Source organism: Pararoseomonas baculiformis (assembly GCF_017813395.1).
GTDB lineage: Bacteria > Pseudomonadota > Alphaproteobacteria > Acetobacterales > Acetobacteraceae > Roseomonas > Roseomonas baculiformis.
The window spans coordinates 162759-186377 of the sequence record NZ_JAGIZB010000004.1; the positions used below are offsets into that span (position 1 = coordinate 162759).

The window sequence follows — 23619 nt, forward strand, 5'->3', positions numbered from 1 at the left end:
GCGCGGAGCCCGTTGCCGCCCGATCTCCCCCCCATGCCGACCGCCCCCCTCCCCGATCGTGGCCTTGTCGAGATCGCAGGCCCAGACCGGGCCAGCTTCCTCCAGGGCCTTGTCTCCAACGATGTCACGGCCCTCGGCACCGGCATGGCCTGGGCCGCGCTGCTCTCTCCCCAGGGCAAGTGGATCAGCGACTTCCTGGTCTTCGAGGGGCCGGAACTCGCGCCGGAGGCCATCCTGCTGGACCTGCCACGGGAGGATGCGCCAATGGTGGTGGAGCGCCTGTCGCGCTTCCGGCTCCGGTCCAAGGTCACGCTCACGGACCGTTCGGGGGATATCTCCGTGAGCGCCGCCTGGGGGGAGGAGCCGCCCCTTGGCAGCTTCGCGCGGCGGGATCCGCGGTTGGAGGGGGCGGGATGGCGGGTTTATGGAACGGCCCTGCCGGGCGATCCGGGGGATTATGACCGCCATCGCCTGGAGCTGGGCCTGCCCGACGGGGTGCGGGACCTGGACCGGGACAAGACCGTGCTGCTGGAAGCCGGCTTCGATGAGCTGCATGGAATCGCCTGGGACAAGGGCTGCTATATGGGCCAGGAGCTGACGGCGCGGACCCGCTATCGCGGCCTGCTGAAGCGCCGGCTGGTGCGGGTGATGGTGGAGGGCCCTGTCCCGCCACGCGACACTCCCGTGACGCTGGACGGGGCGCCGGTCGGGGAGATGCGCTCGGCCCGGAACGGCTTCGGCTTGGCGCTGCTGCGGCTGGAAGCGGCCCGGGCGCCCAGCCTGGCCTGTGGGGAGGCCGTCCTCCGCCCCGCTATCCCTGAATGGATGCGCCTGCCCGTCCCAGCCGCATAGCCGGCGGCGCTTGCGGGGCTCTGCTAAACTGCAATAGCGTCACCCTGTGTCGCATCCCCTATCGCCGCTTGTCTCGGAGGACACCCCCTCCCTCGCCGACCGCGCCTATGAAAGGCTGCGGGAGGCGATCGTGGACGGAACCCTGCCTGCCGGGCGCAAGCTCTCCGAACGCAGCCTTGCCGCGGCCCTCGCCATTTCCGCCCAGCCGATCCGCGAGGCGCTGCGGCGCCTGGAGGGCGAGGGCATGGTGGAGAGCCGCCCGCGCAGCGGCACCTTTGTCGCCGCGCTGGACCGGGCGCGGCTGATCGAGATGGGGCGCATCCGCGTGGCGCTGGAAGGGGTGGCGGCCAGCCTTGTCGCCCGCCAGCGCGCGCCCGAGGCGATCGCCGCCCTGCGCGCCCGGCTGGAGGCCATCCGCGTCGCGACGGAACAGGACGACCCGGCCCGGCTGGCCGAGGCCAATGATGCCTTCCACCTCACCCTGCATGCCGTCACCGGCAATGCGTTGCTGGTCCGCACGCTGAGGGCCCTGCAGGCCTACCACCATATCAGCCGCAGCCGCGTCCTTGCGACGCGCGAGGAGCGCCGGCAGGCGCTGGCGGAGCACGCCGCGGTTCTCGACCGCATGGAGGCGGGCGATGCCGATGCGGCGGAGGCGCTGATGCGTGCCCATACGCTCCGCTCCCTCGAAGTGGCCTTCCCCGAAGCCCGCAAGACCTGAGCCGGGCCTGCCAGCCCAGGCACCGCAGACCGACGCCACAACGAGAACAGAGGTGAGGACGTGAGCTCAACCGGCACGAACGGAACGGAAATGGGTGGGGTGCTGATCGCACGCCGCGTGCCAGAGGCAGTGGCGGAGCGCGCCCGCCGCGAATTCGGCGCCATCGTCGCCGGGCATGACATGGACGCGGACGAGGCCCTGGCCGTGGTGGCGGAACAGGGCCTCGCGGCCCTCGTCACCGGCCCGAAGGTGCGGATCACGGCCGGGCATGCGGCAAAGCTGCCACCGAGCCTGAGGCTGATCGCGAATACCAGCGTGGGCTACGACCACATGGATGCCGGCGCCTGCAAGGCGGCGGGGGTGATCGTGACCAACACCCCGGACGTGTTGACGGATTGCACCGCGGACCTCGCCTTCATGCTGCTGCTGAACGCCTGCCGCCGGGGGTATGAATACGAGGCCATCATGCGGGCCGGCTGGCGCAAGGGCTTCGGCATGCCGGACAACCTGGGCATCCGCCCCAGCGGCAAGACCCTCGGCATCGTCGGCATGGGCCGGATCGGCCAGGCGATGGCGCAGCGGGCGCGCGGCTTCGGGATGACCATCCTCTACCACAACCGCCGCCGCCTTCCGGCCGAGTTGGAGCTGGGCGCGACCTACTTCCCCGACCTGCGGGAGATGCTGCCGCGCTGCCAGATCCTCTCCCTGCACCTGCCGGGCGGCGAGGCCGGCACGCTGATGACGCGGGAGACCTTCGGCCTGCTGCCGCGCGGCGCCGTCTTCGTGAACACCGCGCGGGGATCGCTGGTAGACGAGGACGCGCTGATCGAGGCCCTGCAATCCGGCCAGCTCTTCGCCGCCGGGCTGGACGTGTTCCGGAAGGAGCCGGATTTCGACACGCGCCTGGCGGAGCTGCCCAATGTCTTTCTCACCCCGCATGTCGCCAGCGCCACAGCGGAGACGCGGGATGCCATGGGCTTCAAGGCGCTGGACAATGTCGCGGCGGTGCTGGCCGGGCGCCCGGCGCCCGACCCGGTCTGAAGAAGAAAGGCCGGGGAGGATGCCCCTCCCCGGCCCCCGGGATCAGCCATAGTTCCGGCGCATGACCGGGCGGCGCGGCGGGGGCTTGGGGCCCATCACGGCGTCGATCTCGGCCTTGGCCTGGTTCACCAGGTCGATCAGCAGCTTCGCTTCCCCGGCAGGCTCCACGAGGCGCGGCCTGCCCAGCCGGGCAGGCGGATGGATCACGACGGAACAGCTGCCATTCCCACGCTCCTCGATCTCGAGGACGTGCTGGCGGTAGTCACGGGTGGAAACGACGGTCAGGCGGGCCATGCGCGTGGCTAACGCAACTGCCGGCCGGGAGGAAGGGCCAACACGGATCAGACCGCCATCCGATCCACCCTGCCCAGGCCGGCGAAGCGCCTGGCCTGCTCCCGCCCAGCCACCTCGCGCGCGATCTTCCGCCGCACGGCACGGTCGAAAGCCTCGAAGCCTTCTGCCACCACCAGGAAGGAGCCGGGGCCGCCGATCACCTCGTCCCGGTAGTAGTCCTCCAGCACGACCGCGCCGCTTCCCGCGGCGGGGGCACGGTCCACCACCGCCAGCCCGTTCACGATGATGCCGGCATCCAGCATCGTCGCGCGCACCCCATCCAGGCGCCGGCCGGAATTGTTCATGCCGTCCCCGGAGATATCCAGCACCCGCCGGGTGCCCTCGAAGGGGCTGCGCCCATAGAGGCGCAGCGCGTGTTCCATGGCACCGGAGATCGAGGTGTAGCTCCAGGTCCGGCGCGGCGCGGCATCGATGGCGGCGGCGAAGCGCTCGGCCGAGGCGGCATCCCCGATGCGGGCCCAGGTGACCAGGTCCTCCTGGCTGTCGGAATCCGACCAGGTGAAAAGGCAGCAGCCGATGGCACCGATCTCGCCGCCCATGATGGAGCGGAGGACATCCGGATCCCGGAAGGCACTGGCATAGCCGCGCATCTGGGTCTCGTGCTCCTCGGCATCGATGGAACGGCTCACATCGATGGCCAGGATGAGTTCGGCATCCACCGGCTCGGGCGTGGCTGCCCGGCCATGGCGGATGGTCAGGGGGGCGCAGAGCACCCCGGCGCCGGACAGGCGCATGAGTTGGCGACGCTGCATGGTTCTGTTCCTTGAGGCAGCGCCGTGGCCGGCTGTTCTTGCCTGCCCCCGAAGGCAGGATCCGCCGGTTCCCGGCGGCTTATTGTGCGATGCAGCATAAAAGCGGAGTTCGCCTTTTCCAAGTCCCTTCCGCGGGTCAGGCCCGGATGAGCCCGGGATAGGGACGCACCGGCGCACTGTCCGGGAAAACATCAGCGATGGCCCGGGCGGGAAGATGCAGGTGCTCCACCATCACCCCTGCCAGCACAGCCCGCAGGTCGGTGGTGGGGCGCAGGTCTCGCCCTTCATTCAGTTCATGGGGTGCGAGCCCGGGCCAGTCGGCCAGCACGCGCCCACCCTTCAGCCGCCCGCCCAGCAGGAGCGCGGCGGTGGCCATGCCGTGATCCGTGCCGCCCGTGCCGTTCAGCCGCGCCGTGCGGCCGAACTCGGTCGCCACCACCACCACCGTATCGGACCAGACCGGCCCAAGCCCGATGCGAAGCGCCGCCAGGGCATCATCCAGCGCACCGAGGCGGTTGGACAGGGCGCCGCGCGCCGTGCCCTGCGCGGCATGCGTGTCCCATCCGTTCAGGCCGAGCGCCGCGACGCGGGGCCCGTCCGGCTGGGCCATGATGCGGGCCGCGGCGGCGGCCTCCGTGACGAAATCCGGGCGGCCCGGCACGCGTTCTCCGGGCTGGCCGGGCGGGGTGACCTGCATGAGGTTGTCGAGCATGGCACCGCTGCGCAGCGCCTCGGCCAGGCGCGTGTCGCGCGCCTCGTAGAGGTCGAGCAACCGGGCGACCAGATCCTCATCGGCATAGCGGAAGCGCTGGAGCTGCCAGGTTTCCACCGGGGCGGGCCCCTGCATGATCACGGGCACCACCGGCGACACGGCCAGCCCTTTCGGGGGAACCACCCGCTCCCCGCGCGGCAGGGCGACGAGGGCGCGGTTCAGCCAGCCCGTGCGCTCGCCGGTGGTGACGCGCGGCAGGCCGCTTTCCAGCACGTCCTGCCCGTCGAAATGGGAACGGCCGCGATAGGGGGTGTGGGTGGCATGCAGCGCCAGCGCCTCCCCGTCCCGGAACATGGTCAGCAGCTTCGGCATGTTGCCGTGCAGGGCAAAGAGGTTGTCGAGCTGGACGGAGTGGCCGGCATCCGCCCCGCGCAGGGCGGCGAAGGCCGGATCGCCCACGGGCTGGAGCATGGAGATGCCGTCCAGCCCGCCGCGCAGGATGACGACGAGCAGCCGGGGATCGCGCCCCGCCGCCCGCGCGAGACGGGGCGCATAGGGCCAGGCGAAGAGCGCACCGAGGCTGCCGAGGACGGCGCGGCGCATGACAGGATGGGTCATCGCCTCTGGAACTCCGGGGAGAGGAGAAGAAGGGCAAGCGCCTGGCGCCCATCGGCCGCGCGCTCCACCGCGCGCCGTGTCTCGGCGCTGGCGGCGTCGCCGAAGGCGGTTTCGAGCAAGGCGCGGGCATCGGTCCGGGGAGCGGAACGGGCCGCCAGTTCCGAGGCCCAGTCAAGCCTGGTCTTGATCGCGTCCGGCGCAGCCCAGGCATCATCCTCGATCGGCCAGCCCTTCGGCGAGGGCGCCTGCCAGAAGGGCTGCCCCAGGGCGACCAGCGCCCGGCCGGCCGGAGGCTGGGGCGGCGGCCCGCCCAGCAGGCGGGACGTGGCCAGGATCAGCTCCATGGGCGAGCGCACCTTGCGCGGGGGGACCCAGGCCTCGTTATCCGTCACGAGGCTGCGCGTGACGGCGGCGAGATCGCCATCCGTGCGGCGGAAGACCTCGGCGACCCGTGCCTCCAGCCCGGGCAGCCCATGCCCGACGAAATGCCGCACCATGCGGCGGGCGACGTAGCGCGCGGTCGCGGGGTGCCGTGCGAGGTCGGTAAGGGCGGCGACGGCCTGGCCGGGCCCGTCCTGGGCATAGGTCTTCCCCAGGAGTGTCTTGGGACCGGGTTCGTGCCATTCGGCGAAGAAGCCCGCACGCTCCGGGCGTGGCGGGGGATCATCGAGGCTGATGGTCCAGCCCGTGAGGATCTTCGCAAGCGCAATCACGTCCTGCTGCGTGTAGCCGCCATCCACGCCGAGGCTATGCAGTTCCAGCACCTCGCGGGCGAGATTCTCGTTCAACCCGCGCCGCCCGCGCGAGCGAAGGCCCACCACCGACCCAGGCCCTGCGGAGTTGCGGTTGTCCAGGTAGAATAGCATGGCGGGGTGCAGCGTGGCCGCCACGAGAAGGTTCGCGAATGGACCGAGCATGTGGGGGCGGATCGCCTCCCGCTCCATCCCGCCGCCGAGGAAGCCGATAAACCCGCCCGTGGTGGTGAAGTGGTCCATCCAGTAGAGCGCGAGGCGCTCCACCAGGGGCAGGTCGGTCTTCGCCGCCCGCTCCAAGGCGAGACCGAGTTCCTGCTGCCCCATGTCGCCCGGGCGAAGGAAGCGGGTGCCCGGATCGGCCTCCCCCCGGCGGATCGCCGCGTTCTGGGCGTTAATGGCGCGCCGGCGCTCCATGATGAGTTCCAGCCCACGCGCCGTGTCCAGGGGCGCGTCGCCCTCATGCTCCACCGGAGCGGCAGGCCGGCCGAGCTGGCTCAGGACATAGCCGCGCGGATCGGGCAGCAGCCTGCGGAGCTCGCCTGGTGCAGCGCCGAGGCCGAAGCGGTTGACCGCGACAATCGAGGATGGATCAGCCAGCTTCATGCTCCGGGAGAACAAGTGGCACAGCCCGTCCGCCCCCGCTCCAGGCTGGCATGATCAGGCCCCCATCTGCTTGGGTCGCTGTCCACAGTTTTGCAACCCGTGGGGCTGGTGCTTGCGCAGGCCGCGGCTCGGGCTGCATTCCCACGCGGACAACGGGCGTCACGATGCCGCGATGCCGTTCCCAGCGTTCTGGCAGGCGGCGCGGCATGAAAGGACAACCCTGCTTCGCCTCCCGCGACTCGCGACAGCGCCTCTTGGGAACGTGGGATCACGCCGGTTCCGGCACGAGCTGGCCCTGTGTTGCTTGTGTGCAGCGCAATAAGTTAGATCAGCCCGCGTGAAGGACAGCATGCCTTGGCTGCGTCATGGACCGGCCTCGTAAGGCTCGCTGGACCACCACTGCGTGGAAAAGCCGCCTGAGGAGAAGAGCCTTCCTTGAGTGAAGTTCGAGCTCCAGCCAAGGCAGCCCCTGAGCGAGCGGTTTCCTGGGGCGTGCCCCAGGCGGAGGTCAGGGAACTGCTCCTGCAACGCCGGATGGGGGATGCCCGCCTGCTCGTGAAGGAGCTTGCCGCGGACCATCCCACGGCGCCGGAACCGCTGCTTCTTGCTGCATCCATCGCATCCGCCGAAGGGGAATGGGACGCCGGGACACGTTCCATCGAGAGAGCGTTCGAGATCTCGCCATGGCACCCCGAAGCGACGCGGCAGCTGGCGCAGCGCTGGTTCCTGGACGGGAATGTGCCCGCCATTGTCGCGCTGATGGGCCGCGCGACGGCGGAAGCCGGCCAGGAGCGCGTGCCCCTCATCGGCCATCTCGGGATTGAGACCTGCATCGAGGCTGCCGCCTTCGACATTGCACGGAAGGCGATGGACGTGATGGATGCCGGCGAGCGCCAGCTCGAACGGCGCGCGCAGCTTGCCCGGGCCGAGCAGGAATGGGCGGAAGGCACGGCGCAGCTACAGGCCAGGAAGCTCTCAGGGCCACTCAGGAAGCAGCTGGGCAGCCTCGCGAAGGCAGGCAAGGACGCGGCCTTCAGCACCGTCCTGCGCCGCTACCTCCTTGCCGAGGATACCTCTCCAGAGGACCTCATGCGGGTGCGGACGACTGTTTCGAGATTGCATCGCCCCATCCTTTCCCGCTGGGCCGTGTGGACCATGCGCCGGCGCCACCCGATGTACCCGCCCTTCGTGCTGGAAGAGGTGGTCTTCCTGAGCCTGGCGGGCGGGCACAAGGACGCCGGGCGCCTCTGCGCGGCGGCTAACCCCGACGGGATCTCGGCGGACGCGCTGCTGCGCGCGGCCGCCTACATGGCGCTTGCCGGCGGCTTGCACGCGAGTGATCTGGAGCAGTTGAGCGAGCGGCTCGGGCCGCACCTCGACGATCCGGGTATCGCGACCCTCGCACGCCGCTTCGTAGAGGGCACCGGACAGCGCCCCGTGCGCCGCGACCTTTCGCTCGGCTCCCCCATGGTTTCCGCGCGCCGGCTGCCCTTCCTTCGGCAGCCGCAGATCGCGATCTGCCTCTCGGGGCAGCTTCGCGGATACCGCTATGCCTGGCCCGCGACAAAGCGTGTCATCGATGGGATGGACGCAGCCGTCTTTGTTTCCACCTGGGCCGATGCCGGCGTGGGCTTCGGCCAGCGCGGCCAGGTGGTACGCCGCCTGCCGCCGGGCGTGGCGCCCCGCATGAACCCCGACCATTTCGGCGAGGAACTCTACACCCGCAGTTTTCCGCGTGTGAGCGCCATGCTCTCCCAGCAGCGATCCCACACGGCCGATGAGCTGCGGCAGTATTTCTCGACGCCACATGTCGAGGTCCATGACGAGGCAGCGTTCGACCGCGAGTACAAGGACAAGCCCGGGCTCCACTGGCTGAACAAGCTGAACCAGGCGAAAATGTTCTACATGATTCACGCCTGCAACCAGCAGAAGGTCGCCTTCGAGCAGGCGAGCGGCAAGCGCTTCGACGTTGTCATCCGGCTGCGCTGCGACAACGGGATCACGCATCTGGAGAGGGAGGATGTCCTCTACGCGGCGCAGGAGCCGATCTGCCTGGTCGCGAGCACATCGACCAAGTTCTATGACCGTTTCGCCATGATGAACGGGGCGGTGGCCGATCAGTACGCCTCCGTGTGGGAAGGGCTCCGCCGGGAAGGTTCCTCGCGGTATTTCGCAGGCTCCAGCGGCCAGTTCGCCGAGCATCTGCTCGGCGAGCACGTGATCGACCAGGGTGTGGCGGCGGGGCTGCTCCGGGGAACGCAGACGACGGCGCTCCTCTCGGACCAGCTGCCCATTGACGTGTTCGGCCAGACCCTTGCCGAGGAACTCACGGGCCGCCAGGAACTCGACGTCTTCGAGACCGATCTGGTGGTCGCCACGCTGGAAGCCATGGCGGCGGCGCGCGCCAAGGCCCCTTTCGCGGCGCTGTGGCGCGCCGTTCCGGCTGACGCTGCCGCCGCATGGGCGCGCCTGAGGAACAGCTTCGTCTGGCCCATGGGCTCAGGCCTGCCAAAGCCGGAATGAGCAGCCCGTCTTTTTCCAACCGCATGTCACCGCCCCGCGCTTTCGGGGCAGCTGCGGTCCTGACATGGTTCGCCGGACGAATCAGGCGGGCGCGGGGTGCCAGGAGCTGGCCCCTCCGACGGCCGCAACAGGAATCCCTGAGGCATGCAGCGGCTCGTACTTGACCTGGACGGCACCATCACGCTCGAGGACCCTGGCGTCCCCTACGCGGAGAAGCAGCCGAACCTTGAGGTTGTCGAGCAGATCCGGCGCTACAAGGCGCAGGGCTTCGAGATCATCATCCAGTCCGCGCGGAACATGCGGACCTTCAAGGGCTCGGTGGGGAAGATCACCGCCTTCACCCTGCCCGTGATCGTGGACTGGCTGAAGAAGCACGACATTCCCTTCGACGAGATCCATGTCGGCAAGCCCTGGTGCGGCACGGACGGCTTCTATGTCGATGACCGCGCTATCCGGCCGGACGAGTTCGTGAAGCTGAGCCTGGACGAGATCCACGCTCTTATCGGAAAGACCTCGGCGCCATGAGCAGCACGAGCGGGATCTGGCTGATCATGTCAGGCGCCTATGTCGGCGCCGAGCTGGCGGCCGAGTTCGGGAACCTGCCGCCTGCCTTCCTGCCAGTGGGCATGGCCCGGCTGTATGAGTACCACCTCACCCGGCTCGGCTCCCGGCGGCCGGTCTATTTCACCCTGCCGGAAAGCTACGAGATCACGACCGAAGATCGCCGACGCCTTGACGAACTGGGGGTGACGGTCATTCCGGTGCCGGACAACCTTCAGCTCGGCGAAGCTGTCACCTATGCGGTGAACACCATCGGCGCGCCGGACCAGCCCCTCCGTATCCTGCATGGGGACACGCTGATCGACGATCTGGCGCTGGATACCGTGGACAGCATCGCCCTGGCCGAGAATGGCGACGGCTATTCATGGGCGGAGGCAGATCTGGCCGGGGGCCATGTCCGGGCACTGGAGACGCTTCCTGCCGGCAGCGAGCGGGCATCGGGCCGGCCCGTGGCCGCGGGGTATTTCGCCTTTGCCAGCAGCATCAACCTGGTGCGCTCGATCACGCGCGCGCGCGGCGATTTCGTGGCCGGTATCAATTTGTACGCGAAGGAGCGCCCCCTCCAGGCCCAGCATGTCGAGAACTGGTTCGACTTCGGCCATGCGCAAACCTATTTCCGGTCCCGCAGGGCCGTGACCACCGCGCGCTCCTTCAACACGCTCCGCCTGGATGGCCGGACAGCCCGTAAGATGAGCGCCGATGGCGACAAGATGCGCGCGGAAGCCCATTGGCTGCAGCAGGTTCCCCCAAGCATCCAGCTCTTCACGGCACGCGTGCTGGACAGCGGCGAGAGTGAAGGCCTGGCCTTCTACGAGACCGAATACCAGTACATCCCAACGCTGTCGGAGCTTTTCGTCTTCGGTTCCCTCAGCCGCCCGGTGTGGACGCGTGCCATCGAGTCCTGCGGCGAGTTCCTCTCGCTCTGCGCGAGGAACGAGGGGCCGGATAGCGGGAAGGCGCTCCTGCGCAAGCTCGCCATCGACAAGACGGTCAGCCGCCTTGAGGATTTCGCCCGGAGCAGCGGCTTCGAGATCGACCGCCCCCTCAGCTTTGCCGGGCGCCCCTTCCCGTCCCTCATGGGCATCGCGAAGGAGCTCACCGGCATCCTGGAGCGGAGCTCCGACCGCGCCTCCGCCGTGATGCACGGCGATTTCTGCTTCAGCAACATCCTGTATGATTCGCGGACATGCCGCATCAAGGTCATCGATCCGCGCGGCTACATCGACACCGGCGTCGCCTCCATCCATGGCGACCGGCGCTACGATCTGGCCAAGCTCGCCCACTCCATCATCGGCCGGTACGACCATATCATCGCGGGCCGCTACACCATGTCCGCCAATGAGGGATACCGGCTTTCCATCAATTTCGAGCGCACGCCTCAGCAGGCCTGGCTCCAGCGCCTGTTCAACGAGATCCTGCTGAACGACTCCGATGCGCTGCGCCGGGAGGTCCATGCCGTGATGACCGGCCTGTTCCTTTCCATGATCCCTCTGCATTCCGACCGCCCTGACCGGCAGCGCGCCTTCATCGCGAATGCGCTGCGCCTCTATGGCATGCTCGAAGAGGTGCCGGCATGATCGTCATCCCGATGGCGGGCATGTCCCGCCGCTTTACCGAGGCCGGCTACGACAGGCCCAAATACATGCTGCCCCTGCACGGGCGCAGCGTCTTCGCCCATGCGGTCGAGAGCTTCGCGGCCTATTTCGCGAGCCACCCCTTCCTTTTCATCGCCCGGGACGTGGCGGATACCGCCACCTTCATCGCACAGGAATGCCGGACGCTCGGCATCAGCGAAGCCCGCGTGGCCATCCTCACCGCCCCCACGGCAGGGCAGGCGGAAACGGTCGAGCTAGGGTTCCTCCAGGCTGGCGTGCCGGATGATTCGCCGGTCACCATCTTCAACATCGACACCTTCCGCCCGGGCTTCCGCTTCCCGGATGCGCCGTGGTGGCCGGCATCCGATGGCTACCTGGAGGTGTTCCGCGGATCAGGCGCCAACTGGTCCTATGTGCGTCCCGCCGACGGACCGGAGCCGGTTGCGCTGGAAACGGCCGAGAAGCGCCCGCTTTCCGATCTCTGCTGCACGGGCCTCTACCATTTCGCGCGGGCGCATGATTTCCACGAGGCGCTCCGGAAGGAGCGGGAGCAGCCGAGCGCGCCGGAGCTTTACGTAGCCCCCCTCTACAACCACCTCATCACCCACGGCGGGCGGATCCACTACGATCTGGTGGCGGCGGACAAGGTGATCTTCTGCGGCGTGCCGGCAGAGTACGAAGCGTTGCTGGCACAACAACCGGCGGGCTGACCATCCATCCCGCACCCCTGGGTGCTGGATCCCCGGAGGGAATGCCCCGCACCGGCACCAGGCCGTCGGCTCAATGGCTCAGCTGTAGTGATGCGCCATGAAGGACGCATCCCGGTAGCGGCAGAAGGCCAGCTCCCGCTCATGGCGCTGCGTGATCGCTTCCACCGTCTCCGGCTTCAGGTCCCGGCGGAAGCGTCCGGGCGTCACGTCCGAACCCTTCCAGGTGCCGCCCACCTTCACCCAGTCCGGGTTGGCGAACAGGTTCTCCGGCCGCTCGATCCGCAGCGCCTCCGCAACCATGGAGGGCGCGCGGTTGAAGGTGCGGCAGAGATTGTCGACCATGTAGTCGAAGGCACAGCAGAGCTGGTTGTAGGAGGTCCAGGTCACCGCATCGCCGAGCGGTCCATCCGAAAGGCTCCGCAGCATCTCGTAACTGGCGGTGTTGTTCCGGCCCATGACGTAGTGGTCGATGCCCAGTTCCTCGACCTTCCGGCGCTTCTGCTCCGCCACTTCGGGCGTGTCATGCGTGTTCGGGTGTTGCAGCGCCCACCAGTACTGGTTGCACGCCAGGTCACGCGGGTCGCGGAAATGGGCGATGATGCGGAAGGCCGAGACGTCGAGCGAGGCGTCCCAGTGCCGCGGCCCGCGGAACCAGTAGAGGACGTTGTTCGCCTTCGCGTCGAGGAAGGTCACGTTCTCCTTCTTCTCGAGGGAAGCGGGACCGTTGGCGGCCTTCAGGCGCAGGTCAGGCCCGGCGATGGCCTGCAGGATGCGCAGCATCGACGCAGTCCCGGAGGTCGGCGTGCAGACGAAAACATAGGCCATGGTGCTACCCCTTCCCGCCCCGCAGGCGCCAGAGCTCGGCGGCGATGATGAAATCCTCCTCCCAGTCCACATCCACCGTTTTGTCCTTCGGGATGGCGTAGAGCAGCGGCGTGGCGCCGATCCGGTCCCCCTGGGTGCGGTAGGTTTCCGCATTCGCGATGAAGATCGAGCTGTTCACCTCGTAGAGCGGCGCAAGGGTCTGCGTACGCGGCCATTTCTCCACGGAGCGGTCATAGTTCACCGAGTTCTTCGCGTTCCAGATGAAGGTCCGCAACTCGGTCACGCCCATCAGGCTGTCATGCGTTCCCGCGGCGCGCGCTGCCTGGTAGGTCGCGATCGCGGCCGCGTATTCCGGCGCCCCGAAGAAGGGGCTGGTCACATGGGTCCACAGCACGTCGCCTTCGGGGATGACGGAGGGCACATAGCCGATCACCTCATCCGTCGAGGTGCTGGATGAGCAGAGATGGTCCGGCCGCCGGTCCAGCCGCAGCCGCCCATCCGATCCCGCCACATGCGGCGCCGCGATCGCCTCCACCTCAGGGTCGTTGGTGGAGAGCACGACGACATCGATGACGGGGCAGGACAACAGCTGCTCCAGCTTGATGCCCAGCAGCCCGTCCTGACGATCCGCGAAGGGGCGCGTGTTCTTGTGCGGCACGCGCTGGCTGCCGGCGCGGCAGGGAAGGAAGGCGGTGACGGGCATTGGGTTCCGTGGCTTCAGGCGTCAAGAAGGGCGGGCAGTCCGCGCAGATCGCGGATCATGGGAAAGCCGTGCTCGGCGGCCAGGGCACGCATCCGCGGCTTGGCCGTGGAGAAATGGTCGGCATAGGCAAAGCGGGCCCCAACGGATTGCGCCGCCCTGAAGTCGGCCTCGGCATCCCCGATGAACCAGGTATCAGCCAGAGGAAGTGGCAGGCCCAGCTCCCCCGCGACGAGCTTGAGGTTTTCGGTCTTGGTCGCGGGAGAGCCGTGGATGGCACGGAACCGCCCGGCCAGTCCGCGTTCCGCGAAAACCTCCCGAAGCTCGACCCCATCCGATCCGGAGACGACGAAGAGCGGCACGCCGCGTGCCGCCAGCCCATCCAGCACCTCGCGCATATGCGGGGTGCTGGCGCAGCGCGTGTAGCGGCTCCGCAGAAGGCGGGCATAGCCCTGCACCAACGCGTCGCGATCCGCGTCCGGCCGGATCTTCAGATCCCCCCAGCTGAGGAAATGCTCGAAGAGCCGGTAGCGGGACGTGCCGAAATTCGCGGCCTGGTAGCGCGAGAAACGGGCGATGTCGTCGGGGTGGAAACCCTTCTCCGCCAGCGCCTCGCGGAACACCGCGACCTTCAGGGTGTTGGAGACAAGAAGGACGCCGTCGCAATCAAACACGACGGCGTCCGGCTGCGGCCTGGTCATTCGGAGGAGCCCTGGGGTGAAGACGTCAGGCGACTTCCGCGATCAGCCCATGGATCGAGCCCTGCTTCACGCGGTAGCGCGTGGGCGTAAGGCTGGAGAGCTCCGCGCCACCCGGATGGGCCGCGAAGGAGTCCAGCACCGTCTGGACCTCGCGCGAGAGCTCCTGCTCGGCGGCCGAGGCCATGGTGTAGCCGTCGAAGCCAACCAGGAAGCAACGGCGCGCGCCGAGGCTAAGGGCGGCACCCAGGGCAAGGGCCAGCGGGCTGTTGTCGGAAACCGGGCCGAGATGACCCTCATCCGTCTCGAAGGAGCGGGCCTGGACGACCTTTGCCTTCAGCCCCTCAGGCACGCAGCCCGGCACGCGGGGCGGGGCGGGAACCACGGCGGCGGCAACGCCCGCCATCGCTTCGGCCGGCGCGCGGAAGGCATCATGGCCAGGCAGGCAGAGAAGCTGGCGGCCACCGATCTGGCCCGCGATGTCGAGATGCCGCGAGGAGGAGAAGATCACCACCGGATCATGCTGCGCGACCAGCCGCGCGATAGCGGTGCAATGGCGGTTCACCGAGGGGCCGCCACCCACCAGCAGCACATCCCCCGCCCTCATGCCGAGGGTGGAGACATCCGGGTAGACGGCGTTGTCCACGTCCTGGCCGCCCTGGCGCTGCAGCGCCTGCACGATGGAAAGGACGGAGTAGCGGTTCTTCGCCAGCCAATCCATCACGTCCTTCTGGGGCAGGTTGTTCGCCCCCGAGATCATGTAGGGCAGGTTCGTGCCCCAGCCCTGCTCGCGCTGCATCGCCTCGAAGGGCGCGACGACGGCGGAAAGCGCCTGGTGGTCCAGCGGGGCGTTCTTCCCCTCGCGCGCGAGCTGGATGAGGATCGTCTCGGTCTTCGCGTTGCCGGCCCCGCGGCCCATGCCCGTGAAGGTGCCATCCACGATGTCGGCGCCCGCCTCGATCGCCGCCAGCGTGTTGGCGAAGGCCAGGCACATGTTGTCATGCCCGTGGAAGCCAATGGAGAAGCCCGGCATGCGCTCGCGCAGCTCGCGGAACAGGCGGGACACCTCGCTCGGCGTCACGCCGCCATAGGAATCCACCAGGGACAGGGCGTCATAGGCATCCTGGCTCTCGATCGCGAGGCGGATGTGGTCGAGATTGTCCTTGAAGGTGGACAGGTACATCACGTTGAAGCCGACCTGCAGCCCGATCTTCTTCAACTCGCGCGCCAGCGAAAGCCCGTGCGGCAGCTGGGCCGGCGAGCAGGCGATGCGCACCATGTCGATGATGCCGACCAGCGGGCCAAACAGGGCGGGCACGCGCTCCGGCTCCACCGCCTTGGCGTCGATCATCACCAGCAGCTTCTGCTCGGGCCGCAGCCGCTCGCGCAGCGCCTGAAGCTTGTCGGCCGTGAGGAAGAAGTACTCGCCATAGTAGCCGGACAGCCGGTCGTTCACATAGCCGACCTCGACATGGTCGATTGGAAGCCGGGCCACGCTGTCCATATAGGTATCGACAAGGCGGGGATCGAAGTCCCAGGAGGTATAGTACCCACCATCACGGAAGGTGCAGTCCAGGACCTGAACCATTGCCATCTCTCCACCGGGCATGCCGCGCCGCACAATGGCGGAACCTAGCCATGCAACCCACGGTGGGCAATCTGCAATCACCGGAGGCAGTGGTCCACCCCTCCGGCATGAAGCCCGGCTTGCACACGAGGCGAGTTGGTACGGGCGGCGGAACGGGCCTGGCTACCCCATTTGGTGCAGACCTCACACGAACGTGAGCAGAGGTGAGGAGACCTCGCCCCCCCTCGGAAACGGGTCCCCGGCGCCCGGTCAGAAGCTCAAGGCCGTGCGCATACCCAGGACAAGCGCATTGCGTATCCCGGCCTCGGCGCCGGGATGCACAACATACTGCGCCACGGGCTGTAGCAGCCAGCCGGGCTGGAGCTGCGCCGCGTAGGTCAGCTCCACCAACGCCTCCTGCCGGCGCAAGGCGCCGCCGAGGTCGTCAAGCAACCGGGCCTCGCGGTCCCGCCGCCGGGCCGCCCCCGAAACCTGGGCATAGGCGACGCCGAGGCCAAGCACATCCTCCGGACGGCCCGGCAACGGCCCCTTATAGGTCAGGCCAGCATCCAGATAGAGATCGATCGGGTTGAGGCGAGCCGGGGTGCCAACCACCCGGAAGAAGGCGCCTATCCCCCCGTCCTCCTGCCCCTGGGGCCGCCAGAGCTGGGCATCGGCCAGGGCATAGAGGCCGTAATTGCCCCGGCGCATCGAGGGCTCGCCCTCAAGCGCTGCGCCCAGGTCCTGGTAGCGCCCGGTGTGATACCAGCCGCCGAACTTCAAGGTGGCGGGCAGGCCGGTGATGCCCCGCTCGACCCCGTGTCCGACCTCACCGATCAGGAAGGCGTCGTCGCCCACCGGGAAAAGCAGTCCATTCCGGTTGCGCCGCTGTGGATCGCCCGAGCGCCCGCCCGCTGGATCGCCGTTGAATGCGCCGAACGCGAGATAGGTCGCCTCGGGCGCTCCCAGCCGGATCCGGATACCAGGCGTCGCGAGCGGATAGGCCGGCCCACCGCCACGCAAGCCGGCCCCGGCGATGGCGGGCCATCCGAAGGTGGCATTGACGAAAAGGCCTGCCTGTTCGCTGACCAGGAATTCCTCATCCGCCAGCAACTGGCCGATGCGCAGCGAGGCAAAATCGCTGAACAGCGACTGTTCGAACCAAGCCGTATACAGGCGCGTGGAGGGTGCGGCCTCGATGCTGCTCACGGTCAGCAGATTGCCCAGGTAATGCTCGGACAGGCCCTGGCCATGGGTTTGTAGCGCATCGGCCTGCAGCTTCCCGCCCGTCCATCCCATGGCCCGTTCCAGGTCGAGCGTGACACCCAGCCGGACCGCACCCTCATAGATGGCGCCGCGCCGCACGCCCCCATCCAGATTGCCGAGCACCTCGCCCGTGTAGTCCAGGCGAAGCTCAAGCCCCCGCGCCGCCAGGGCGCTCCGCTGTCCGCCCCAATCGCCGGTCAGGTTTTCGGAGAAATCGGGGCCGTTGCCCTCGGCCCGCGAACCTGGGAAGGCCCAGGCGCTGCTGGCCAGGATCGCCATGGAGAGCAGGAAGGGCCTCGCTGAACGGGCCATGCCCCGCGCCCCGCGCCCAAGGGCCCGTGTGGTGCTTGCCATTCTTCCTACTCCGGCCGGCCCAAGGGCGGTGTGTTCCGATGCGCGGCGCGATGCGGGACAGGACGAGCCAAAGGCCGCCGCGGCGATCAGACTCCGGACAGCTTAGCTCACCCCGAGATAGCGGCCAGGCTTGTGGTTCATCGCCAGGATCAGGTTGAGCACCAGAGCACCGAACAGGGAGAGCGCGACCTGGTTCCAATCCAGCACGAAGCAGGCGCCGAGCAGCACCAGCGCATCGAAGCCCATCTGCACATAGCCAGCCCGCCAGCCCCGCCTTTCCTGCAGGTCCATCGCCAGCAGATTGATGCCGCCAAGCCCGGTGCGGTGGCGCATCAGGGCCAGCACCCCCATTCCCATCAGGATTCCTCCCATCAGGGCCGCATAGAGCGGGGAGACATGGGCGATGCCGAGCCAGGCCGGCGAGTAGCGCGCGAGAAGGGAGACCGCCGCGATGGCGACCACGGTGCGCAGCAGCACGCGCGCCCCCATTCGCCGCCATCCCAGGCTTAGGAACGGAATATTCAAGGCGAAGAACAGCAGGCCGGAATCGAGCGGCGTCGCGTAGCCGAGCAGCAGCGCCAGCCCTGCCAAGCCGCTCGTCACGATCCGCGCCTCGCCATAGAGAACCAGGCCGAGCCCCACCATGGAGCAGCCCAGCAGGAGCGCCGCGGCGTCCTCGTAACCCCTGTGCGGGGAGGAGGGCAGGGACACTCCGGCAGGGCCGGGTACGGGGCGGGGATGTTGCTGCAAGGCGATCTTCCGGAGGGATCGGTCAGATGGGCTGACCTATACCCAAGTCCCTGCCGCGCCGCAGCAAAAGAATGCGGTCAGCTTTCCCCGGGCGGATAGCGTCCCGCCGCCTTGCCGAGGGCGGAGGCCAGGCGCAGCGCCCAGGCCTCGATTCCCGCCGCATCGCCCAGAAGGTCCTGCCGCACCTCGATCAGCACGGCATCCAGCCCTCGCGCATCGCCGTGCACCGGCACGGTATAGTCGAACACGCCCGGCTCGATCCGGTAGGGCTCGTTCTCTCCCACCACCAGCGCCGTGTCCTCCGCGATCGCTGCGGCGAGGCCGCGCCCGAACATGGCCGCCGCCCCGAACAGCACGCCGGCATGCCAGGGCCGGTCCACGCCCTGGAACCGCGGGGTGAAGCTGTGCACCCCGACGACAATCGCCGGCCTTCCCCTCTCCTTCCGCCGGTCGAGCAGGGCTGTGACCGCCTGGTGATAGTGATGGAACCAAGCGGCCTCTCGCGCCTCGCGCTCCTCCGGCCCGATGGCCAGGTTGCCGGGGATCACCGTGTCCTCGCTGCGCTCCGGGATGCTGGTCGGCACGCCCGGGGGACGGTTCAGGTCGATGACCAGGCGCGACACGCCGGAAAGGAGCAGCGGCGCGTCCAGCAGGGCGGAGAGGCGCCGGGCCAGGGATGCGGCGCCGATATCCCAGGCGATGTGCCGCCCCAGCTCGCTCTCCGGCAGGCCCAGCCCGGCATGGCGCGCCGGGATGTGGTTCGATGCGTGCTCGCAGAGCAGGATGAAGGGCGAGCCGCCTTCCGCGTTCAGCAGCGTGACAGGCGCGGGATCGCTCACCCGGCCTTCACCTCCTCGGTCGTCACATGGAAGCCCGCCAGCTGGCAGGGCCCGAAGGTGGTGGTCATGGCCACATCCGCCGCGTCGCGGCCACGCGCCATCAGGATGCGGCCGATGCGGGGGACGTTGTGCCGCGCATCGAAGGTGTACCAGTGCCCGCCGAGATAAACCTCGAACCAGGCGGAAAAATCCATCGCCGCATCCGACAACGGCACGCCGATATCCCCCAGATAGCCGGTGCAGTAGCGCGCCGGGATGTTCATGCAGCGGCAGAGCGTGACGGCGAGATGCGCGTAATCCCGGCATACGCCCACGCGGTCCACATTGCCGCCATGGGCGGTGCGGAAGACATCCGCGTGCTCGTAGCCGAACTGGATGCGGTCATGCGCGTAGTCGCAGATGGCCTGCACCCGCGCCCAGCCTGGCTCCGTGCCGCCGAACAGGGACCATGCGAGGTCCGAGAGACGGTCCGTCTCGCAGTAGCGGCTGGCAAGGAGGAACACGAGCGCCTCGTCGGGCAGTTCCTCCACCGGCAGCTGCCGCGCCTCCGGCGCATAGACATCCGGCACGCCGGGATCCAGCACGTCAAAGCGCGTGGAGATGGTCAGCCGCCCCCGTGGCGCGACGATGCGGTGGCAGATATTGCCGAAGCCGTCGCGATACTCCGTCGCGCCGATCGGCGGATCGAAGCGGATCTGATGCGGCCCGAGAACATCCGGCATGCGGGAGGGATGAACGCTCAGCGCCAGGATCATCGGCGTGGGGCCGGGGCATTCATAGGTGATGTCGTAGCCGGCATGGATCTTCATCGGCGGGCGTCTCCGGTCAGGTGGGGTGGGCACGGGGCATCTCCGCGCCGGCTGGATGGAGGGCGGCTCATGCGTGCTGCCGCTCGGCCGGTTCCGCGGGGGAAGGCTCGCCTTCGGCCGTGACGGTGACCGAGACATCCATGCCCAGCGCGTCGTCCGGAAAGCCTTTCCAGCTGCCATGGAGCGGCACGGCCTGCGCCGGGTCGCGCGCCACGGCCACGCGGATCAGGTCGCGGTTGCCGACGATGCCGTTTGTGGGATCGAACTCGACCCAGCCCGCGCCGGGCAGGTAGACGCGCACCCAGGCATGGGTGGAGCCGCCGCCGACATGCGCGCGCCCTTCGCGCAGCGCCGCGTCATGGCCGGGCGAGAAGATGTAGCCCGAAACGAAGCGCGCCGCGAGGCCGAGTGACCGGACGGCCTCCATCATCAGCAGGGCGAAATCCCGGCAGGTGCCGCTGCCCAGCTCCAGCGTGCGCACCGGCTCCTGGATACCCCCGAGGGCCCGCGGCACATAGGTGAAGTCGCGCTTCACCGCATGGGTCATGGCCGCCAGCAGGTCCAGCGTCCCGGTCGGCCCGTTCCTGCTCAGGAAGCCGCGGGCCCAGCGATCCACGACGCGGTCCGGATCGGGGTGGTGGCGCTCGATCGAGCGTGCGAGATCCGGCATCTCCTCGGTCGAGTAGGAGAGGGGCAGGCTGCGCGCATGCTCCTCCAGCCGGAAATCCAGCTCCTCGACAGGGCGATGATCCAGGATGACGCGGCTCGCGAAGCGCAGCTCCCGGGCCCGTGCGGTGAAGCTGGCCACGCCCACGCTGTTCCCGAAGACATCATGCACCCACCAGAGCTCCGACGGCTCCGGGGTGATGTCGATCCGGGCCTTCAGCAGACGCTGGTCATGCCCCGCCCGGGGCCGCAGCATCATCCGGTGCTCGCCGAAGGATACGGGCTGACGGTATCGATAGGTCGTGACGTGTCGGACAGTCAGGATCGGCATGGGGGCAACCTCTCGGCCCCGGTTGCCGAGGCAAGGAACGGGCCGGAACCGGCCCGGGCTCATGCCCAGCCGCCTCCGGCCCGCCCATACCCGCGCTAACGTGAAGCCGGACGATGCAGTTGCGGCCCAAATTTATCCCATGTGAATTCTGCGCGGGCCTGGACCAGGGGGCAGGTGGACAGCCGCCCCCGGCCGAGCGGCTAGAACAGCCCGTCGATGCGGCCTTCCGCATCCAGCCCGATCGTCTCCGCGGCGGGGTGGCGCGGCAGGCCGGGCATGGTCATCACGTCGCCGCAGATGGCCACCACGAAGCCCGCACCCGCCGAGAGCCGCACCTCGCGCACCGGCAGGGTGTGCCCGCTGGGCGCGCCGAGCAGCGCGGGATTGGCGGAGAAGGAGTATTGCGTCTTCGCGATGCAGACCGGCGCGTTGCGGAAGCCGGCCTCCTCGAACTTCTTCAGCCGCATGGCCAGGGCCGGCGGCAGCGCGATGTCAGAGGCGCGATAGACCTCCCGCGCGATGGTCGCGATCTTGTCCGCCAGGGGCATGTCGTCGGGGTAGATGGGCTGGAAGCGGGACGTGCCGCCCGCGATCAGGTCCTGCACCGCCCGCGCCAGCTCCGCCGCGCCGGCCGCGCCATCGCCCCAATGGGTGCAGAGGATGGCGCGCGTGCCCGCGGCCCGCATCGTCTCCTGCACCGCCGCGATCTCGGCATCCGTGTCGCTGGTGAAGCGGTTCAGCGCCACCACCACGGGCAGGCCGAACTTGCCCATGTTCTCCACATGGCGCTCCAGGTTCGAAAGGCCGCGGCGCACCGCGGCCACGTCCTCGGTGCCCAGCGCCGCCTTCGCCACGCCGCCATGCATCTTCAGCGCGCGCACCGTCGCCACCACCACGCAGGCGGCGGGCTTCAGCCCGGCCATGCGGCACTTGATGTCCAAGAACTTCTCGGCCCCCAGATCGGCGCCGAAGCCCGCCTCGGTCACCACCACATCGGCCAGGCGCAGGCCCAGCCGCGTCGCGATCACGCTGTTGCAGCCATGGGCGATGTTGGCGAAGGGTCCGCCATGCACCAGGGCCGGGCTGCCCTCCAGCGTCTGCACCAGATTGGGCATCAGCGCGTCGCGCAGCAGCGCGGCCATCGCGCCATCCGCCTTCAGCTCATGCGCTGTCACGGCGCGCCCGTCCCGCGCCTGGCCGATGATGATCTTCCCGAGCCGCGCGCGCAGGTCGTCCAGATCCTTCGAAAGGCAGAAGATGGCCATCACCTCGGAGGCGACGGTGATGTCGAAGCCGTCCTCCCGCGGGAAGCCGTTGGCCACGCCGCCAAGCCCGACCGCCGCCAGCCGCAAGGCGCGGTCGTTCATGTCGATGGCGCGCTTCCAGGCGATGCGCCGCGCATCCAGGTCCAGCGCGTTGCCCCAGTAGACATGGTTGTCGATCATCGCCGACAGCAGGTTGTTGGCGCTGGTGATGGCGTGGAAATCACCGGTGAAGTGGAGGTTGATCTCCTCCATCGGCGCCACCTGCGCCCGCCCGCCGCCTGTCGCGCCGCCCTTCACCCCGAAGCAGGGGCCAAGGCTGGGCTCGCGCAGCGCGATCATGGTCCGGGTGCCCAGCGCGTTCAGCGCGTCGCCCAGGCCGATGGTGGTGGTGGTCTTGCCCTCACCGGCGGCGGTGGGGTTGATGCCGGTCACCAGAACCAGCGCGCCCTCCGGCCTGCCCTCCTGGGCGCGCACGAAATCCATGCCGATCTTGGCCTTGTAGCGCCCATGGGGCTCCAGGGCCTCCAGGGGGATTCCGGCCCGCTCCGCGATCTCGGTGATGGGCCGCAGCGTGGCGGCCCGCGCGATCTCCAGATCCGTCGTCATCCCAGGTCCCTGCGGCTCGTCGCCACGGGGTTAAGGCAGGCCCGTGCGCGCGGCAAGCCAATGGCGCTTGGCGGACCGGCACCGGGAATGCCAAGGTTACGGCAAGGATAAGATCCGGAGGAAAACGCCATGACCGACCGCCCCCGCGGCCTGCCCCGCCGTGCCCTGCTGGCCACCCCGGCCATCCTTGCCGCGCCTGCGCTGATTCGCGCACGCCCCGCCAGTGCCCAATCCACCGAAGCCTGGCCCGCGCGCCCGGTTTCGGTGCTGGTGCCCTTCGTGGCGGGCGGCCCCTCGGACATCGTGGCCCGCGCCGCCTCCAACCGCATGGCCCAGGTGATCGGCCAGCCCGTGGTGGTGGAAAACCGCCCCGGCGCGAATGGCGAGATCGCGGCCCGCGCCGCCATGCGCGCGGCGCCGGATGGCCACACGATGATGATCGGCTCCATTGGCGTCTGGGCCATCAACGCCGCGCTGCGCCCCAATCTTGGCTATGATCCGGTGAAGGACTTCACGCCCCTCGTCCTCGCCGTCACCACGCCGAACGCGCTGGTGGTGAACCGCGACCACCCGGCGAAGGACGTGCCCTCCCTGATCGCCTGGCTGAAGGAGCGCAACGGCCGCGCCTCCTACTCCACCTCCGGCGTCGGCTCCTCGGACCAGATGACGACGGAGCTGTTTAAGCTGCGCACCGGCACGCAGATCACCCATGTGCCCTATACCGGCGGCGCGGCGGCGGCCACCGACCTGATCGCGGGGAATGTCGATCTCTCCTTCCAGAACCTCGGCACGGTGGCGGGACACATCAATGGCGGGCGGCTGCGCGCGCTGATGGTGACGAGCGAGAATCCGCATCCGGTGCTGCCCGGCGTGCCCACCTCGAAGCAGGCCGGGCTGGAGGATTTCGTCGTCACCTCCTGGCAGGCCTTCATGGCGCCCGCCGGCATGGCCACGCCGCTGCGGGACCGCGTGGCCGGCGCGCTGCGCGATTCGCTGCTGCATGGCGATGTGAAGCCGAGGCTGGAACAAATCGGATTCGATGTCGTGCCCACCACGCCCGAGGATTACCGGCGCTTCCAGGAAGCCGAGATCGCCCGCTGGCGCGAGGTGGTGCGCAGCGCGAACATCACCGCCGGATGACGCGCC

At 68.9% G+C, this 23619-nt stretch carries 22 protein-coding genes; 8 read left to right on the forward strand and 14 right to left on the reverse strand.

Features of this window, described 5'->3' with window-relative positions; all coding sequences use genetic code 11:
• Positions 1–33 precede the first annotated feature (33 nt).
• The 3 genes from ygfZ (at position 34) to J8J14_RS05630 (ending at position 2614) form a co-directional block, all read left to right on the forward strand.
• The gene (gene ygfZ / locus J8J14_RS05620; RefSeq protein WP_209378480.1) at positions 34–852 is read left to right on the forward strand and encodes a CAF17-like 4Fe-4S cluster assembly/insertion protein YgfZ; all 819 of its coding nucleotides are present in this window, start codon (positions 34–36) and stop codon (positions 850–852) included.
• Between the two features lie 46 nt (positions 853–898).
• Positions 899–1573: a GntR family transcriptional regulator gene (locus J8J14_RS25600; RefSeq protein WP_209378481.1), complete on the forward strand. Its 675-nt coding sequence runs from the start codon at positions 899–901 to the stop codon at positions 1571–1573.
• Positions 1574–1663: 90 nt separating this feature from the next.
• Positions 1664–2614 carry a 2-hydroxyacid dehydrogenase gene (locus J8J14_RS05630; protein WP_209378580.1) on the forward strand — a complete coding sequence of 317 codons (951 nt, stop codon included), beginning with the start codon at positions 1664–1666 and terminating at the stop codon, positions 2612–2614.
• 42 nt (positions 2615–2656) lie between these two features.
• On the opposite strand, the gene J8J14_RS05635 is transcribed toward J8J14_RS05630, so the two are convergent.
• The 4 genes from J8J14_RS05635 to J8J14_RS05650 all read right to left on the reverse strand — a co-directional run bounded on the left by J8J14_RS05635 (position 2657) and on the right by J8J14_RS05650 (position 6408).
• Positions 2657–2908 carry a hypothetical protein gene (locus tag J8J14_RS05635; protein WP_209378482.1) on the reverse strand — a complete coding sequence of 84 codons (252 nt, stop codon included), beginning with the start codon at positions 2906–2908 and terminating at the stop codon, positions 2657–2659.
• Between the two features lie 47 nt (positions 2909–2955).
• Positions 2956–3720: a DUF1194 domain-containing protein gene (locus J8J14_RS05640; RefSeq protein WP_209378483.1), complete on the reverse strand. Its 765-nt coding sequence runs from the start codon at positions 3718–3720 to the stop codon at positions 2956–2958.
• A gap of 136 nt (positions 3721–3856) precedes the next feature.
• Positions 3857–5050 (reverse strand): DUF1501 domain-containing protein, encoded by a 1194-nt coding sequence (locus J8J14_RS05645; RefSeq protein WP_209378484.1) that lies wholly within the window; start codon positions 5048–5050, stop codon positions 3857–3859.
• Positions 5047–6408 carry a DUF1800 domain-containing protein gene (locus J8J14_RS05650; protein WP_209378485.1) on the reverse strand — a complete coding sequence of 454 codons (1362 nt, stop codon included), beginning with the start codon at positions 6406–6408 and terminating at the stop codon, positions 5047–5049. Before J8J14_RS05650 ends, J8J14_RS05645 begins: the two co-directional genes overlap by 4 nt.
• Before the next feature lie 435 nt (positions 6409–6843).
• Between J8J14_RS05650 and J8J14_RS05655 the strand changes: the two genes are divergently transcribed.
• The 4 genes from J8J14_RS05655 (at position 6844) to J8J14_RS05670 (ending at position 11797) form a co-directional block, all read left to right on the forward strand.
• Positions 6844–8931, forward strand: a complete 2088-nt coding sequence (locus J8J14_RS05655; RefSeq protein WP_209378486.1) for a tetratricopeptide repeat protein — start codon at positions 6844–6846, stop codon at positions 8929–8931.
• Positions 8932–9075: 144 nt separating this feature from the next.
• A complete protein-coding gene (locus tag J8J14_RS05660) occupies positions 9076–9456 on the forward strand; it encodes an HAD family hydrolase (RefSeq protein ID WP_209378487.1) in 381 nt (126 codons plus the stop codon).
• The gene (locus J8J14_RS05665; RefSeq protein ID WP_209378488.1) at positions 9453–11069 is read left to right on the forward strand and encodes a phosphotransferase family protein; all 1617 of its coding nucleotides are present in this window, start codon (positions 9453–9455) and stop codon (positions 11067–11069) included. Before J8J14_RS05660 ends, J8J14_RS05665 begins: the two co-directional genes overlap by 4 nt.
• The gene (locus J8J14_RS05670; RefSeq protein WP_209378489.1) at positions 11066–11797 is read left to right on the forward strand and encodes a glycosyltransferase family 2 protein; all 732 of its coding nucleotides are present in this window, start codon (positions 11066–11068) and stop codon (positions 11795–11797) included. Before J8J14_RS05665 ends, J8J14_RS05670 begins: the two co-directional genes overlap by 4 nt.
• A 78-nt stretch (positions 11798–11875) precedes the next feature.
• On the opposite strand, the gene J8J14_RS05675 is transcribed toward J8J14_RS05670, so the two are convergent.
• The 10 genes from J8J14_RS05675 to J8J14_RS05720 form a co-directional block, all read right to left on the reverse strand.
• Positions 11876–12622, reverse strand: coding sequence for a hypothetical protein (locus J8J14_RS05675; RefSeq protein WP_209378490.1), 747 nt, complete (start codon positions 12620–12622; stop codon positions 11876–11878).
• Between the two features lie 4 nt (positions 12623–12626).
• The gene (locus J8J14_RS05680) at positions 12627–13325 is read right to left on the reverse strand and encodes an acylneuraminate cytidylyltransferase family protein (RefSeq protein WP_209378491.1); all 699 of its coding nucleotides are present in this window, start codon (positions 13323–13325) and stop codon (positions 12627–12629) included.
• 14 nt (positions 13326–13339) lie between these two features.
• Positions 13340–14023: an HAD family hydrolase gene (locus tag J8J14_RS05685; RefSeq protein ID WP_209378492.1), complete on the reverse strand. Its 684-nt coding sequence runs from the start codon at positions 14021–14023 to the stop codon at positions 13340–13342.
• 25 nt (positions 14024–14048) lie between these two features.
• The gene (locus J8J14_RS05690) at positions 14049–15608 is read right to left on the reverse strand and encodes an aldolase catalytic domain-containing protein (protein WP_209378493.1); all 1560 of its coding nucleotides are present in this window, start codon (positions 15606–15608) and stop codon (positions 14049–14051) included.
• A gap of 249 nt (positions 15609–15857) precedes the next feature.
• Positions 15858–17207 (reverse strand): carbohydrate porin, encoded by a 1350-nt coding sequence (locus J8J14_RS05695; protein WP_209378494.1) that lies wholly within the window; start codon positions 17205–17207, stop codon positions 15858–15860.
• Between the two features lie 102 nt (positions 17208–17309).
• Positions 17310–17957, reverse strand: coding sequence for a YitT family protein (locus J8J14_RS05700; protein ID WP_245215438.1), 648 nt, complete (start codon positions 17955–17957; stop codon positions 17310–17312).
• A gap of 77 nt (positions 17958–18034) precedes the next feature.
• The gene (locus J8J14_RS05705; RefSeq protein ID WP_209378495.1) at positions 18035–18796 is read right to left on the reverse strand and encodes an N-formylglutamate amidohydrolase; all 762 of its coding nucleotides are present in this window, start codon (positions 18794–18796) and stop codon (positions 18035–18037) included.
• Positions 18793–19605, reverse strand: coding sequence for a transglutaminase domain-containing protein (locus J8J14_RS05710; RefSeq protein ID WP_209378496.1), 813 nt, complete (start codon positions 19603–19605; stop codon positions 18793–18795). The genes J8J14_RS05705 and J8J14_RS05710 overlap by 4 nt, the downstream gene beginning before the upstream one ends.
• A 67-nt stretch (positions 19606–19672) precedes the next feature.
• Positions 19673–20602, reverse strand: a complete 930-nt coding sequence (locus J8J14_RS05715) for a transglutaminase family protein (protein ID WP_209378497.1) — start codon at positions 20600–20602, stop codon at positions 19673–19675.
• A gap of 200 nt (positions 20603–20802) precedes the next feature.
• Complete coding sequence (locus J8J14_RS05720) at positions 20803–22473, reverse strand: formate--tetrahydrofolate ligase (protein ID WP_209378498.1); 1671 nt, start codon at positions 22471–22473, stop codon at positions 20803–20805.
• Between the two features lie 129 nt (positions 22474–22602).
• Between J8J14_RS05720 and J8J14_RS05725 the strand changes: the two genes are divergently transcribed.
• Complete coding sequence (locus J8J14_RS05725) at positions 22603–23613, forward strand: Bug family tripartite tricarboxylate transporter substrate binding protein (RefSeq protein WP_209378499.1); 1011 nt, start codon at positions 22603–22605, stop codon at positions 23611–23613.
• Positions 23614–23619 lie beyond the last annotated feature (6 nt).